This is a genomic window from Cryobacterium sp. MDB2-A-1 (assembly GCF_004402675.1).
GTDB classification, from domain to species: domain Bacteria; phylum Actinomycetota; class Actinomycetes; order Actinomycetales; family Microbacteriaceae; genus Cryobacterium; species Cryobacterium glucosi.
In genome coordinates, this window is record NZ_SOFK01000043.1 from 95,698 (window position 1) to 110,489 (window position 14,792).

Annotated in this window: 15 protein-coding genes; 10 read left to right on the top strand and 5 right to left on the bottom strand. The window is 66.7% G+C overall.

Annotation, left to right across the window (positions count from 1 at the left end):
* Nucleotides 1-46: 46 nt before the first annotated feature.
* The gene (gene tkt, locus E3O39_RS16320; protein WP_134448684.1) at nt 47-2,140 is read right to left on the bottom strand and encodes a transketolase; all 2,094 of its coding nucleotides are present in this window, start codon (nt 2,138-2,140) and stop codon (nt 47-49) included.
* A 256-nt stretch (nt 2,141-2,396) separates the two neighbouring features.
* Between tkt and E3O39_RS16325 the strand changes: the two genes are divergently transcribed.
* On the top strand, nt 2,397-3,338 hold the full coding sequence (locus E3O39_RS16325) for a heme o synthase (protein WP_134448683.1): 942 nt from the start codon (nt 2,397-2,399) through the stop codon (nt 3,336-3,338).
* 34 nt (nt 3,339-3,372) lie between these two features.
* On the opposite strand, the gene E3O39_RS16330 is transcribed toward E3O39_RS16325, so the two are convergent.
* Nucleotides 3,373-4,314 carry a heme A synthase gene (locus tag E3O39_RS16330; protein WP_134448682.1) on the bottom strand — a complete coding sequence of 314 codons (942 nt, stop codon included), beginning with the start codon at nt 4,312-4,314 and terminating at the stop codon, nt 3,373-3,375.
* A gap of 263 nt (nt 4,315-4,577) precedes the next feature.
* Between E3O39_RS16330 and sufB the strand changes: the two genes are divergently transcribed.
* The 7 genes from sufB (at nt 4,578) to E3O39_RS16365 (ending at nt 11,196) form a co-directional block, all read left to right on the top strand.
* Nucleotides 4,578-5,996 carry a Fe-S cluster assembly protein SufB gene (gene sufB, locus E3O39_RS16335; RefSeq protein ID WP_134448681.1) on the top strand — a complete coding sequence of 473 codons (1,419 nt, stop codon included), beginning with the start codon at nt 4,578-4,580 and terminating at the stop codon, nt 5,994-5,996.
* On the top strand, nt 5,997-7,226 hold the full coding sequence (gene sufD, locus E3O39_RS16340) for a Fe-S cluster assembly protein SufD (protein WP_134448680.1): 1,230 nt from the start codon (nt 5,997-5,999) through the stop codon (nt 7,224-7,226).
* A gap of 2 nt (nt 7,227-7,228) precedes the next feature.
* Nucleotides 7,229-7,558 carry a non-heme iron oxygenase ferredoxin subunit gene (locus E3O39_RS16345; protein ID WP_134448679.1) on the top strand — a complete coding sequence of 110 codons (330 nt, stop codon included), beginning with the start codon at nt 7,229-7,231 and terminating at the stop codon, nt 7,556-7,558.
* A gap of 54 nt (nt 7,559-7,612) precedes the next feature.
* Nucleotides 7,613-8,377: a Fe-S cluster assembly ATPase SufC gene (gene sufC / locus E3O39_RS16350; RefSeq protein WP_134448678.1), complete on the top strand. Its 765-nt coding sequence runs from the start codon at nt 7,613-7,615 to the stop codon at nt 8,375-8,377.
* Nucleotides 8,378-8,381: 4 nt separating this feature from the next.
* Entirely contained in the window at nt 8,382-8,711 is a 330-nt protein-coding gene (locus tag E3O39_RS16355) for a metal-sulfur cluster assembly factor (RefSeq protein WP_134448677.1), read from the top strand.
* Nucleotides 8,712-8,863: 152 nt separating this feature from the next.
* The gene (locus E3O39_RS16360) at nt 8,864-9,505 is read left to right on the top strand and encodes a TetR family transcriptional regulator (protein WP_134448676.1); all 642 of its coding nucleotides are present in this window, start codon (nt 8,864-8,866) and stop codon (nt 9,503-9,505) included.
* A gap of 92 nt (nt 9,506-9,597) precedes the next feature.
* Nucleotides 9,598-11,196 carry an ABC-F family ATP-binding cassette domain-containing protein gene (locus E3O39_RS16365; RefSeq protein WP_134448675.1) on the top strand — a complete coding sequence of 533 codons (1,599 nt, stop codon included), beginning with the start codon at nt 9,598-9,600 and terminating at the stop codon, nt 11,194-11,196.
* A gap of 30 nt (nt 11,197-11,226) precedes the next feature.
* Here the strand turns inward: E3O39_RS16365 and E3O39_RS16370 are convergent, their stop codons facing one another.
* Genes E3O39_RS16370 through E3O39_RS16380 form a run of 3 tightly spaced genes read right to left on the bottom strand, consistent with a single transcriptional unit; the run spans nt 11,227 to nt 12,694 of the window.
* Nucleotides 11,227-12,069 (bottom strand): SURF1 family protein, encoded by an 843-nt coding sequence (locus tag E3O39_RS16370; protein ID WP_134448674.1) that lies wholly within the window; start codon nt 12,067-12,069, stop codon nt 11,227-11,229.
* Nucleotides 12,066-12,326 carry a hypothetical protein gene (locus tag E3O39_RS16375; RefSeq protein WP_134448672.1) on the bottom strand — a complete coding sequence of 87 codons (261 nt, stop codon included), beginning with the start codon at nt 12,324-12,326 and terminating at the stop codon, nt 12,066-12,068. Before E3O39_RS16375 ends, E3O39_RS16370 begins: the two co-directional genes overlap by 4 nt.
* Entirely contained in the window at nt 12,323-12,694 is a 372-nt protein-coding gene (locus tag E3O39_RS16380) for a DUF3099 domain-containing protein (RefSeq protein WP_134448670.1), read from the bottom strand. The genes E3O39_RS16375 and E3O39_RS16380 overlap by 4 nt, the downstream gene beginning before the upstream one ends.
* 134 nt (nt 12,695-12,828) lie before the next feature.
* Here E3O39_RS16380 and fabG point away from each other — a divergent pair, with 134 nt between their 5' ends.
* Nucleotides 12,829-13,539: a 3-oxoacyl-ACP reductase FabG gene (gene fabG / locus E3O39_RS16385; RefSeq protein ID WP_134448668.1), complete on the top strand. Its 711-nt coding sequence runs from the start codon at nt 12,829-12,831 to the stop codon at nt 13,537-13,539.
* Between the two features lie 20 nt (nt 13,540-13,559).
* The gene (locus E3O39_RS16390; RefSeq protein WP_134448666.1) at nt 13,560-14,543 is read left to right on the top strand and encodes a zinc-binding dehydrogenase; all 984 of its coding nucleotides are present in this window, start codon (nt 13,560-13,562) and stop codon (nt 14,541-14,543) included.
* Nucleotides 14,544-14,792: the final 249 nt, after the last annotated feature.

The following is a 14,792-nucleotide window of genomic DNA, read 5'->3' on the forward strand; positions in this document are numbered from 1 at the left end:
GGCGGGGAGCTCAGCGTTGCCGCAGGCTCCCCGCCCGGCGGGGAGCTCAGTGAGCGGCGAGCGAGTCCTTCGCGGCGGCGACGACGGCCTCGGTGGTGATTCCGAATTCACGGAACAGCGTCTTGTAATCTGCGGAGGCGCCGAAGTGCTCGATCGAGATGCTGCGGCCGCGGTCGCCGACGTAGCGGTCCCAGGTCAGCGCGATACCGGCCTCGACGGACACGCGGGCGGTGATGCCGGCGGGCAGCACGGACTCGCGGTACTCCGCTGTCTGCTCCCGGAACCACTCGAGGCTCGGCGCAGACACGACGCGGGCGTTGATGCCCTCGGACGCGAGCGCCGCACGGGCGTTCACGGCCAGCTGGACCTCGGAACCCGTGGCGATCAGGATGACGTCGGGGGTGCCGTTCGGCGCTTCGGCGAGAATGTACGCGCCCTTGGCGACGTTGCGGGCGGAGGCGAAGACCTCGCCGCTCGCGTCGCCGTCGCCGCGCTCGAACACGGGGATGTTCTGGCGGGTGAGGACGATGCCCGCGGGGCCTTCGCGGCGCTCGAGGATCGTCTTCCACGCCCAGGAGACCTCGTTGGCGTCGCCGGGGCGCACGACGTCGAGCCCGGGGATGGCGCGGAGGGTCGCGAGCTGCTCGACCGGCTGGTGGGTCGGGCCGTCCTCGCCGAGGGCGACGGAGTCGTGGGTCCAGACGAAGATCGACGGCGCCTTCATCAGCGCAGCGAGGCGAACGGCCGGGCGCATGTAGTCGCTGAAGATCAGGAAGGTGCCACCGAACGGGCGGGTGTTGCCGTGCAGCACGATGCCGTTCAGGATCGCGCCCATCGCGTGCTCGCGGATCCCGAAGTGCAGGACGCGGCCGTACTCGTTGCCGGTCCACTCGTGGGTCGAGTGCTCGGCCGGAATGAAGGACCGGGCACCGCCGATGGTGGTGTTGTTCGACTCGGCGAGGTCGGCGGAACCGCCCCAGAGCTCGGGGATCACGGCGCCGAGCGCGGTGAGGACCTTGCCGGAAGCTGCACGGGTGGAGACCTCGGTGCCGGCCTCGAAGACGGGCAGCGCGGCATCCACGCCCTCGGGCAGGTCGCCGGCCAGGATCCGGTCGAGGAGGACCTTGCCGTCCGGGTTCGCGGCGGCCCAGGCGTCGAACTGCACCGTCCACCGGGCATGCTCGTCGGAGCCGCGGGTGAGCGCCTCGCGGGTGTGCTCGATGACATCGGGGGCGACGAAGAAGTTCTCGGCCGGATCGAAGCCGAGGACCTCCTTCACGGCTGCGAGTTCCGCGGCGCCGAGCGCCGAGCCGTGGATCTTGCCGGTGTTCTGCTTCTTCGGGCTCGGCCAGCCGATGATCGTCTTGAGGATGATCAGCGACGGCTTGTCCGTGACGGCCTTCGCCGCGTCGATCGCGTCGTTGAGAGCGTGGAGGTCTTCGACGTATTCGCCGGTCTTCTTCCAGTCCACGGTCTGCACGTGCCAGTGGTAGGCCTCGTACCGGGCGGCGACGTCTTCGGTGAAGGCGATGTTGGTGTCGTCCTCGATCGAGATCTGGTTGGAGTCGTAGATCGCGATCAGGTTGCCGAGCTGCTGGTGGCCGGCGAGGGAGGATGCCTCGCTCGTGATGCCCTCCTGCATGTCGCCGTCGCCCGCGATGACGTAGACGAAGTGGTCGAAGGGGCTCTCGCCCGCCGCGGTCTCAGGGTCGAACAGTCCGCGTTCGAAGCGGGACGCGTATGCGAAGCCGACGGCGGACGCGAGGCCCTGGCCGAGCGGGCCCGTCGTGATCTCGACACCGTCGGTGTGGCCGTATTCCGGGTGACCGGGGGTCTTGGAACCCCAGGTGCGGAGAGCCTTGAGGTCGTCGAGCTCGAGGCCGTAACCGCCCAGGTAGAGCTGGACGTACTGGGTCAGGGAGCTGTGGCCGACCGAGAGAATGAAGCGGTCGCGGCCGATCCATTCATTGTCAGAGGGATCGCGGCGCATGACCTTCTGGAAGAGAAGGTATGCGACGGGGGCGAGGCTCATCGCCGTGCCCGGGTGGCCGTTCCCGACCTTCTCCACGGCGTCCGCCGCGAGAATGCGAGCCGTGTCGACCGCCCTGTTGTCAATCGAATCCCACTGCAGTGCTGCCACTTCGTAGTTACCCTTCGTCAAGCTAGGGCAGGCCTTGGAAACCCGCACCCGTTGGATTGAGCGCGCCCGTGGACATCGACGTCATCCGGCGCGGCAGGCGAATGCCCATTTTCCAGGACGCACCGACACGCGCCATGATTGGCGAGCACCCCCAAGTATAGGCAGTCGGCATGGCCGGGTGAGGTTGACCGGCGTAAAGCTGAACGATCCTCGAATGGGCTTCCGCCCGGCCGGGACTGGTTAGACTCAATCCACTATGCAGATCTCCCAGGACGCGACCCCCGCGGGCGTGCAGGCGCCCGGCGGCAGGGGAGCGCGAGGCTTCCGTCGGACCTTCCTCGCCTACCTCTCCCTGACCAAGCCGCGGGTCGTCGAACTGTTACTCGTTGTGACAGCGCCGACCATGCTGCTCGCCGAACGCGGGATTCCGAGCCTGTGGCTCGTGCTCGCGACCCTCATCGGCGGGGCGCTCAGCGCAGGATCCGCCGGCGCGTTCAACTGCTACATCGACCGCGACATCGATCGCGTGATGAAGCGCACGATGAACCGGCCGCTCGTCACCGGCGAGCTCAGCGACCGGGAGGCCCTCGTCTTCGCGTGGGTGCTCGGTGCCGCGTCGATCGTGTGGCTCCTGGTCTTCACGAACTGGGTCGCCGCGGCTCTCTCGCTCGGCGCAATCCTGCTATACGTCGTTTTCTACACGATCATCCTCAAGCGCCGCACCGCCCAGAACATCGTCTGGGGCGGAATCGCCGGCTGCATGCCCGTACTGATCGGCTGGGCCGCCGTCACCGGCGACCTGTCCTGGCCGCCGCTGATCCTGTTCGCGATCATCTTCCTGTGGACCCCGCCGCACTACTGGCCGCTCTCCATGAAATACCGCGCCGAGTACCAGGCCGCCGGCGTCCCGATGCTCGCCGTCGTGCGCGGACGCGCCCAGGTCGGCCTCCAGGTCATCCTCTACGCGTGGGCGACCGTCGCGTGCTCACTGCTCCTGATCCCGGTCGCTTCGATGGGCCTGCTCTATACCGGGGTCGCGCTCGTCACCGGCGGCTGGTTCATCTACGAGACCCACCGCCTGTACAACCTCGCTATCCGTCACGAGGTGGTCTCGCCGATGCGGGTGTTCCACGGTTCGATCACGTACCTGACACTGCTCTTCGTCGCCGTGGGCGTCGACCCGTTGCTCCCCTTCTAGGTCGCGCGGGGGCTTCCCAGCAGAGCCGGGTGCGTCAGCGTGCGGTTGCCTGGTGCGGAACCGGGGGAGTGGCGTCGTCGGGCTGCGCCACCGGCTCTTTGAGGTGCAGTACGACGGCGGTCATCGCGGCCGCGAGTACGCACGCGAGGACCATGTGGATTCCGACGAGGCCGGTCGGTAGTCCGGTGTTCGCCTGAACGAGCCCCACGACGACCTGGACGGCCTCGACACCGAGCAGGGCCAGGGTCCAGGTGCGGAGCGACCGGCCGAGGCCCCAGGCGCCGATGACGAGGGCGATGGTGAGCGCGACGGTCAGGTAGGCGGGCCAGCTGTGCACGTGCTGCAGGAACTCCGAGTCGAGCCCGTTTCGCGGTGCGTTCTCGTCACCGGCGTGCGGCCCGGAACCGGTCGTAAGGATGCCGACGACGATTGTGACGGCGACCACGGCGCTCGTCACATGCGTGAGGATCGCGTACCAGCGGGGCACGACGGCAGCCCGCTGGCCGTTGCCGGTGTAGACCCGGTAGACGAAGGCCGTGCAGAGCGCCACGAGCACTGCGGAGATGACGAAGTGCAGTCCGACGACGGTGGGGTCGAGCTGCGTGAGCACGCTGATGCCCCCGATGACCGCCTGGGCGGGGATGCCGAGCCCGGCGAACAGGGCGAGGCGGAACAGGTCGGGGCGTTCGCGACGCAGCCGCACGACGGCGAGGAAGGCAAGGACCGCGACGAGGCCGAGTACGGCACCGAGCAGGCGGTTGCCGAACTCGATGACGCCGTGGATGCCCATCTCCGGCGTGTTGACGAGCGAACCGTCGGTGCATTTCGGCCAGGTCGGGCAACCGAGCCCTGATCCCGTCAGGCGGACGAGGCCGCCCGTGCCGACGAGGAGGATCTGCGCGGCGAGGTACACCCACGCGATCAGGCGGACCCTTCGGTCAACGCTCGTGGGCAGCCATTCCGAAATCCGTTTCACGGGTTCTGCTTCCTCTCGGGCCTGGTGCATGTGAAATCGCCGGGTCCGGCCACTTAACGCATCGGGAACCTGTAGAATTAGGTGTTTCTGGGCGGTGATCACGCGGTTGTACAAACCGCGGTTCGACACCTCGCCGCCTCTAATCATCTTAGGTACGCAACGTAGCCGCCCACGCAACCCGTTCATCGCACGTCTTCGCCTGGAGCCGTGCGGGAATGACCGGACTAATATCCGGGTTGTCGTGGATGGGAGAAGAGGTAAATATGTCTGACGTCCTGCTCGACCGGCCCGAACTCGCGGGCCTGGGAACGTACGAATTCGGCTGGTCCGATTCCGACGCGGCCGGCGCATCCGCCCGCCGTGGCGTCTCGCCAGAGGTCGTGACCGACATCTCGAAGCTCAAGAACGAGCCGGACTGGATGCTGCAGCGCCGGCTCAAGGCCCTCGAACTGTTCGAGCGCAAGCCGATGCCCACGTGGGGCGCCGACCTGTCCGGAATCGACTTCGACAACATCAAGTACTTCGTGCGTTCAACGGAGAAGCAGGCCCAGACCTGGGAAGACCTGCCTGACGACATCAAGAAGACCTACGAGAAGCTCGGCATCCCCGAGGCGGAGCGCCAGCGCCTCGTCTCCGGCGTCGCGGCCCAGTACGAGTCAGAGGTCGTCTACCACCAGATCAATGAGGAGCTCGAAGCCCAGGGCGTCATCTTCATGGACACGGACACCGCGCTCAAGGAATACCCCGAGGTCTTCAAGGAGTACTTCGGCACCGTGATCCCCTCCGGTGACAACAAGTTCGCCGCGCTCAACACCTCGGTCTGGTCTGGCGGCTCCTTCGTCTACGTTCCGCCCGGCGTGCACGTCGAGATCCCGCTCCAGGCGTACTTCCGGATCAACACGGAGAACATGGGCCAGTTCGAGCGCACGCTCATCATCGCCGACGAGGGCAGCTACGTGCACTACATCGAGGGCTGCACCGCCCCGATCTACTCGTCGGACTCGCTGCACTCCGCCGTCGTCGAGATCATCGTGAAGAAGAACGCCCGAGTTCGGTACACGACGATCCAGAACTGGTCGAACAACGTCTACAACCTCGTCACGAAGCGCGCAACAGCCGCAGAGGGCGCGACCATGGAATGGATCGACGGCAACATCGGCTCCAAGGTCACCATGAAGTACCCGTCGATCTACCTGATGGGCGAGCACGCCAAGGGCGAAACCCTGTCCGTGGCCTTCGCCGGTCCCGGCCAGCATCAGGACGCCGGCGCCAAGATGATCCACATGGCTCCGTACACGCAGTCCTCGATCGTGTCCAAGTCCATCGCCCGCGGCGGCGGCCGCTCGGGGTACCGCGGTGAAGTCCGGGTGGATGCCGGTGCGCACCACTCCGCGAACACCGTGCGCTGCGACGCGCTGCTCGTCGACACCCAGTCCCGCTCCGACACCTACCCGTCCATCGACATCCGTGTCGACGACGTGCAGCTCGGCCATGAGGCCACCGTCTCCCGCGTCAGCGAGGAGCAGTTGTTCTACCTGATGAGCCGCGGTATGCCCGAGGACGAGGCCATGGCCATGATCGTCAGAGGATTCATCGAACCGATCGCACGGGAGCTCCCGATGGAGTACGCCCTCGAACTCAACAAGCTCATCGAAATGGGCATGGAAGGATCCGTCGGCTAAATGTCCGCCGCCCCGACTTCAACAACAGCAGCACTGCCCACCAGCGAACAGCACGGCATCAAGGCGCACTCGGACGGACGCTTCGGCTTCGTCCCCGTGCAGACCAGGAACGACCGCTTCAAGAGCGTCGACGTCGCCGACTTCGCCCCCGTCACGGGGCGCGAGGCCGTATGGAAGCTCTCACCGGTCGCCAAGTTCACCGACCTCACGGCCGGCGAGCTCGACGGCGCAGCCTACGACGTCGACTCGACCCCGACCGACGGTGTCGCGATCGACTGGGTCGGGCGCGATGACGCCCGCATCGGTTCGGTCGGCGCCCCGGAGGAACGAGCCGCCGCCAACGCCTGGACGAGCTTCGAGAAGGCCCTGGCCATCACCGTCACCGGTGAAGAGGACAAGGAGATCACGATCACCCGGGCCCGTCTCGGCACCGGCCCGCGCGGCGCCCACACGATCATCGAGGCCAGGCCGTTCGGCCGGGCGACGATCATCCTCGAGAACACCGGCGACGCACGCCTCACCGAAAACCTCGAGATCATCGTCGGCGAGTCCGCGCACCTCACGGTCGTCACGCTGCAGGAGTGGAACACCGGTGCCGTTCAGCTGGCCAACCACTTCGCATCCGTCGGCCGCGACGCCTACCTCAAGCACGTCGTCGTGTCCCTCGGCGGCAGCATCGTGCGGGTCAACCCCTCGGTGCGCCTCGCCGGTCCCGGCTCCGACACCGACCTCTACGGTCTCTACTTCGCGGATGCCGGCCAGCACCTCGAACAGCAGGTGTACGTGCACCACGACGCCGCGAACAGCCGCAGCCGGGTGACCTACAAGGGCGCCCTGCAGGGCGCAGGCGCTCGGACGGTCTGGATCGGCGACGTCCTGATCGGGCGCAATGCTCCCGGAACCGACAGCTACGAACAGAACCGCAACCTCGTGCTGACCGAAGGCACCCGCGCGGACTCGATCCCGAACCTCGAGATCGAGACGGGTGACATCAAGGGCGCCGGGCACGCGAGTGCGACCGGCCGCTTCGACGATGAGCAGCTGTTCTATCTGCAGTCCCGCGGAATCACGGAAGACGAGGCCCGGCGACTCGTCGTGCGCGGCTTCCTGAGCGAGATCGTGCAGCACATCGGATCCCAACCGCTCGAAGACCGCCTCCAGGCGGCCATCGAAGCCGAACTGCGCAGCACCGACGAGGTCCGCGCACCCGCAACAACCAAGGAGAACTGACCATGGCGTCCACGAAGATCTGCGCCTTCGACGAACTCGAAGAGAATCAGGCCGTCAAGGTCGAGATCGACGGAGTCCCCATCGTCGTGGTGCGGGACAGCGCCGGCGACGTCTTCGCGATCGGCGACACCTGCACGCACGGCGACATCTCCCTCTCCGAGGGATTCGTCGAAGACGACACGGTCGAATGCTGGGCGCACGGCTCCAAGTTCTCCCTGAAGAGCGGTCGCCCGCTCAACCTGCCCGCCTACGAACCCGTTCCGGTGTTCACGGTCGAGCTGATCAACGGCGACGTCTTCATCGACCCGACCCCGCACTACGTCACCGCGTAACCCCCACACGTACCGGCGCCTGCGCGCCGTTGAATGAAAGAGACCAGAGAATCCATGTCAGTTCTTGAGATCAAGGACCTGCACGTCAGCGTCGAGACCGACCAGGGCACCAAGCAGATCCTGAAGGGTGTCAACCTCACGATCAACGAGGGTGAGATCCACGCCATCATGGGGCCGAACGGCTCCGGCAAGTCGACCCTCGCGTACACGATCGCCGGCCACCCCAAGTACCACGCCGACAGCGGCTCGATCCTGCTCGACGGTGAGGAAGTCCTCACCATGACCGTCGACCAGCGCGCCCGCGCCGGCCTCTTCCTCGCGATGCAGTACCCGGTCGAGATCCCCGGAGTCACCGTCACCAACTTCCTGCGCACCGCCAAGACCGCGATCGACGGCGAAGCGCCCGCGATCCGTTCCTGGATCAAGGACGTCCGCCAGTCCATGACGAACCTGCGCATGGACAAGAGCTTTGCGGAGCGCAACGTGAACGAGGGCTTCTCCGGTGGTGAGAAGAAGCGCAACGAGATCCTGCAGCTCGAACTGCTCAAGCCCAAGTTCGCGATCCTCGACGAAACCGACTCCGGCCTCGACGTCGACGCGCTCAAGATCGTCTCGGAGGGCGTCAACCGCGCCAAGGCGAACACCGGACTCGGCATCCTCCTGATCACGCACTACACCCGCATCCTGCGCTACATCGAGCCCGATTTCGTGCACGTGTTCGTCAACGGGCGGATCGCGGAGCAGGGCGGACCCGAGCTTGCCGACCGGCTCGAGGACGAAGGCTACGATCGCTTTCTCGTCGATTCGAACGTAGGCTGACCGCATGGTTTCAACGCTGTCACCCGAGCGATTCGATGAGATCGAAGAGGCGCTCAAAGACGTCATGGACCCCGAGCTCGGCATCAACGTCGTCGACCTCGGCCTCATCTACGACCTGGGCTGGGACGACGAGAACGACGCCCTGATCATCCACATGACCCTGACCTCGGCAGGCTGCCCGCTGACCGACGTGCTCGAGGAGCAGACCGCCGAAGCGCTCGACGGGGTCGTCGACCAGTTCCGGATCAACTGGGTCTGGATGCCGCCGTGGGGCCCTGAGAAGATCACCGACGACGGCCGTGACATGATGCGCGCCCTCGGCTTCGCGATCTGACCGTCGCCCCAGTATCACCCGCCCAGTGTCGCCCCGGATTCCGATCCGGGGCGACACTGCGTTAATCGGCGGATGCCGTCGGCCGGCGGCATCCCCACGCCCGCGACTGAATTAGTATGCTCCTCCACTCATTGGAACGCTAAGCTAATGAGATGGATTCCCCCGGAAGGACGCGGCCGAGCCGTCGATCGGCGCAAAGCGAGGCGACCAGGACGGTCATCCTCGACGCGGCCGAGCGCCTCATGCTCGAGCGCGGGTACATCGCGGCATCCATCGCGGCGATCGCCGCGGAGGCCGGTGTCGCGGTGCAGACCATCTACAATTCCGTGGGCCTCAAGGCCGACGTGCTTGCGGCGGTACTCGAGCGTGGTGCCACGGAGCCGTCGGGCAGTGGGGAGTCCGCGCTCCAGGATCCGGTTGCGTCACCCCGGGAGGCGAGCGGACCGCGCTCGGCGACCGACATCATCCGCCTCCTCGTCGACTGGTGCGTCGAGACGAACGTGCGCACCGCCGCCCTGCGGAGGGTCGTCGCGCAGGCCGCGGGGGTCGATGCCGACGTGGCGCGTCTCGAGCTGCGCCAGTCCGCACGGTTGCTGCACAACTTCAGCGAGACGGCAACGGCGTTGCGCGACCGCCATGCGTTGCGCAGCGGCCTCAGCGACCACGAGGCGGCCGCGGCGATCTGGGCGCTCGCCCACCCGCAGGTCTACCGCTCCCTCGTGCTCGATCTGGACTGGTCCCTCGGGGCCTACCGGGAGTGGCTCGGGAACACGCTCCGGGCCACACTTTTCTGAGCGTCCCTCCCCGTCGCCGCGCGAGAATATACTAGATAGCTGGCCCGGTCGGGCCGAACCCCTCCCACGAACCTTCCGAACGGACTATTGCTGTGCTCAGTGTGCAAAACCTCGAAATCAGAGTCGGGGCGCGCGTGCTCATGGAAGACGTCAGTTTCCGCGTCTCCGCCGGCGACAAGATCGGCCTCGTCGGCCGCAACGGTGCGGGAAAGACGACCCTCACGAAGACGCTCGCGGGCGAGACGATGCCGACCCACGGCCAGATCGACCGCTCCGGCCAGATCGGCTACCTTCCGCAGGACCCGCGCTCCGGTGAACCGACCATGCTCGCGCGCACCCGTATCCTCGACGCCCGCGGCCTCGGCACGATCTCCCTCGGCCTCTACCAGGCCGGCCTCGACATGGGCAGCGACGACCCCAAGGTCGCCGCGAAGGCCATGAAGGTCTACGGCAACCTCACCGACCAGTTCAACGCCCTCGGCGGCTACGCAGCGGAGGCGGAGGCGGCCTCGATCGCGAGCAACCTGAACCTTCCGGACCGGATCCTCGACCAGGAGCTGCAGACCCTCTCCGGCGGCCAGCGCCGCCGCATCGAGCTCGCCCGCATCCTGTTCTCCGCCGCGGAGACGATGATCCTCGACGAACCGACCAACCACCTCGATGCCGATTCCGTCGTCTGGCTGCGCGAGTTCGTCAAGAACTACCGCGGCGGCGTCATCATCATCTCCCACGACATCGAACTCGTCGGCGAGACCGTCAACCGGGTGTTCTATCTCGATGCCAACCGCATGGTCATCGACATCTACAACATGAACTGGAAGAACTACCAGCGCCAGCGCCTCGCAGACGCCGACCGTCGTAAGAAGGAACGCGCCAACGCCGAGAAGAAGGCGTCCACCCTGCAGCTGCAGGCCGCAAAGTTCGGCGCCAAGGCGAGCAAGGCGGCAGCGGCTCACCAGATGGTCGCCCGGGCTGAGAAGCTGCTCTCCGGACTCGACGCCGTGCGCGCCGTCGACCGCGTGGCCAAGCTGCGCTTCCCCGTGCCGGCCCCGTGCGGCCGCACCCCGCTGATGGCGAACGACCTCTCGAAGAGCTACGGTTCCCTCGAGATCTTCGCAGCTGTCGACCTCGCGATCGACCGCGGGTCCAAGGTCGTCATCCTCGGCCTCAACGGTGCGGGCAAGACCACGCTTCTGCGGATGCTCGCGGGCGTCGACAAGCCGGACACCGGCACGATCGTCCCCGGCCACGGTCTCCGCATCGGGTACTACGCGCAGGAACACGAGACCATCGACGTCAAGCGCAGCGTTCTGCAGAACATGGTGTCCTCGTCGCCGAACATCACCGAAATGGAAGCCCGCCGGGTCCTCGGCTCGTTCCTGTTCACCGGTGACGATTCCGACAAGCCGGCCGGGGTTCTTTCCGGTGGAGAGAAGACCAGGCTTGCCCTCGCGATGATCGTGGTCTCCGGCGCCAACGTGTTACTCCTCGACGAACCGACGAACAACCTCGACCCCGCGAGCCGTGACGAGATCCTCGACGCGCTCGCGCACTACGAGGGTGCCGTCGTTCTGGTCAGCCACGACGAGGGCGCCGTCGAGGCGCTCAACCCGGAACGCGTGCTGATTATGCCGGAGGGCACAGAGGACCACTGGAACAAGGACTACCTCGACCTGATCATGCTCGCCTAGCTTCCGCTATCGGTCGGTGCGTACTGTCTGTCAGTGCGTGCTGTCGATGAGGTCGTCTTCGACCTCTGCGTCCGTACGCGGCTTGGCGGCCGCACGGCGGGCGCGTTCCTCTGCGCGCGTGCGCTCTTCGGGGTCGTCCGCGTTGAGAGAGCGGAATTCCTGCCGCACCGCCCAGCCGAGCCCGATGAAGCCGAGCAGGGCGAACAGCATCCACTGGAACGCGTACGACAGGTGCGAGCCTTCGTCCGCGACCGGCCTGGTCACGCCGGCCGGCCGGGTGGCCGGCGCGGGATCCTCGGAGGCCATCAGGCCGTATGCCGCGGTGTACGTGGGTGCGCCGACCCGGTCGGCGACGTCGGCGAGGTGGATCGTGGCGATCTGGTTCCCGCTCGCCGTGCGCCCGGGAAGGGTCGGTTCTCCGGCCTTGAGCCTGGCGATGACCGTGACTTCACCCGTCGGCGCTGCGGGAACCGGGCCGGGGGCCTCCGCCGTCTCGCCGGTGGGGACCCAGCCACGATCGACGACGAAGACCGTGCCGTCAGCGAGGAGCAGCGGCGTGAGCACCTCGAAGCCCGGGTGCACGTTCAGCGGGCGATTCCGCACGATCAGCTCATCGGCGACGAGGTACGTTCCCGTCATCGTCACCGGCAGCCACTTCTGTGACTCGTTGAAGGAATCGAGAGTGGGAAGTGCTTCGGTCAGGCTCACCGGGATGTGGTCGTAGTTCGCGTCGACCTTGTTGATCTCGACGAGGGCCTCGTTGCGCCTGGCGAACTGCCACATACCGAGGCCGGCGCAGGCGGCGCCGAAGATGATGGTGAGCACGAGGTATCCGGCCCACCTGCGGGTGAAGGCGAACTTCCAGCCGGTCACGACGGGTCCGTCCCTGCGGCCGGGCGGCCCGGTGTTGTGTCCGGTGCAGCTTCGAGGGCGAAGACGGCCACCGGAAAATCCCTGGCACCCAGGAATTCCCGCAGATACTCGACATGCTCCGGGCAGGCGAGCCAGGTCTTGACCCGGTCAGCGGTATGGATACGCGGGTTGCGCCAGTCGATGCGCCACTGCGCGTCCTCCCGGCAGCCGGCCCTCGAACAACGCGGTACGTCGAGGTCGTCGTCGAAACCGATCATTCGTCCGTACCCGGGCCGCGGGACGGGTCGTGAGTCGGCGCCGGCCGGTCGGAGGCTTGCCCGGGGGGCGACTGGGCGGCCGACGAGGATTCAGGACTGGTCGAGGACTGACCGCGGTAGAGCTGAACGGCTCCCGGGCGGACGACGGCGGTTCCCGCGCCGTTTCCGTGGACGTTTGCGACGATGACCGCGAAATAGGGGAGCAGGATCGCTCCGGCGGCGCAGACCAGGAGCCACCAGCCGTGCACGAAGAGCATCAGGACGATGCACACCATCCGGATGCCCATGGTCACCGAGTATTTGATCATCCGGGCGCGTCGCTCGGCCTCCGGAGACGGAGGCAGGGACGTGATCGACTGCTGTTTCATACTCTCATCGCTTCGGTCAACCGGTGGAGGTTTTGCCTGATAAGCCTACGTCTCGCCCGGTCTGTGGGATGACACCGTAAACTGGAATATACGTGCGTACGGCTGGTCGTTCGCTGGGAATAGATTGGAACCGTATGCCCTCCGTCAGGACCGTTCTCGTGACCGGGGGCAACCGTGGGATCGGCTTTGCCATCGCCGAAGAATTCGTGCGCCAGGGCCATCGCGTCGCGGTCACGGCCCGCTCCGGGTCCGGCCCAGAGGGCAGCCTCACGGTACGTGCCGACGTCACCGACGCCGCATCGATCGACGCCGCGTTCACCGAGATCGAAGCGTCCCTCGGACCGGTTGAAGTGGTCGTGGCCAACGCCGGCATCACCAAAGACACCCTTCTGATGCGGATGACGGAAGACGACTTCACCTCCGTCATCGACACGAACCTGAGCGGTGCCTTCCGCGTCGTCAAGCGCGCATCCAAGGGCATGCTCAAGGCCAGGTTCGGCCGGATCGTGCTCATCTCGAGCGTGGTCGGCCTCTACGGTTCCGCCGGGCAGGTCAACTACTCCGCCTCCAAGAGCGGGCTCGTCGGGCTCGCCCGCTCGGTCACCCGCGAGCTCGGCGCCCGCGGCATCACTGCGAACGTCGTCGCACCCGGCTTCATCGAGACCGAGATGACCGCGGAGCTTTCCGAGGCCGTCCAGGCCGAATACAAGAAGAACATCCCGGCAGGACGCTTCGCTTCCCCCGCCGAGGTCGCCAAGGTCGTCACGTGGCTCGCGGGCGACGACGCCGGTTACATCTCCGGCGCCGTGATCCCGGTCGACGGCGGACTCGGAATGGGTCACTGACCTCCGCCATGAGACCGACAATGACGGCGACAATGCGGGCGGTTGTCGTCGACGGGCCTGGTGACCCCGGTGTTCTGCGCGTCCGTGACGTGCCGATGCCGACGCCGCGACCCGGATGGGTGCTGATCCGGGTTGAGGCCTTCGGGCTCAACCGGTCCGAACTCCACTTCCGTTCCGGTGTCGCGTCGACCGGCTCGTTTCCGCGCATTCCTGGGATCGAAGCGGTCGGAACGATAGCGGATGCCCCGGGTGGGGAGTATCCCGTCGGCGCCCAGGTGGCCGCGATGATGGGCGGCATGGGCCGCTCCTTCGACGGCGGTTACGCCGAATACGTGTCGGTGCCGGCCGCGATCGTCGTGCCCTTCACCAGCGGACTCGGCTGGGGCGTGCTCGGTGCCGTGCCCGAGATGCTGCAGACCGCGGCGGGGTCGCTGCGTGTCGGGCTGCAGGCCGCCGACGGCCAGAGCCTGCTCATCCGCGGCGGAACGTCCTCTGTCGGCCTCGCGCTGGCCACCCTCGGCGCGCTGCGCGGGATGCGGGTGCTCTCGACCACGCGGAATCCCTCGAGCGTCGGCCTGCTCGAGGCTGCAGGCGCCGACCACGTCATCATCGACGATGGCGAGGTCGCGCGCCGGGTGCGGGAGATCGTGCCTGGCGGTGTCGACGGAGCCGTCGAGCTCGTCGGCGTCAACGTCCTGCGCGACACCCTCCGAGCGGTGCGAGCCGGAGGCACCGTCTGCTTCACCGGGATGCTCTCCGACACCTGGACGATCGACGAGTTCTACCCGATGGACTGGCTTCCCAACGGAGTGCGCCTCACCGCGTATTCCGGAGAGGCCGCAGACCTGACATCAGCGGAGTTGCAGGCCTTCCTCGACGCCGTCGCAGCCGGTCACGCGCGCGTCCCGCTCGGCCGTGTCTACAGGCTCGATGAGATCGTGCAGGCCCACCGCGACATGGAGGCCGGTACCGCCGGCGGAAAACTCGTCGTCCTTCCGCGCTGAACTCCCCGACTGAGGTCGGACGGATCGTCACACCGCTGGCGAACGGCGCCGGTCACATGCACAGCGTCCGCCAGGGGTCGGTACCCTCGTTTCCAGGTGTGAAACTCGGAATGAGAAGCCTGAAATTATGTGAGTAAGTCTCGCATTCGAGTTCGATTCGGGGTAGAATCGGGGTATGGCAGGAGCTTGGGATCCCCAGTCACACACCCCGCAGGCCCACGATTCAGTGGCCGCGGGCGATCAACCCAC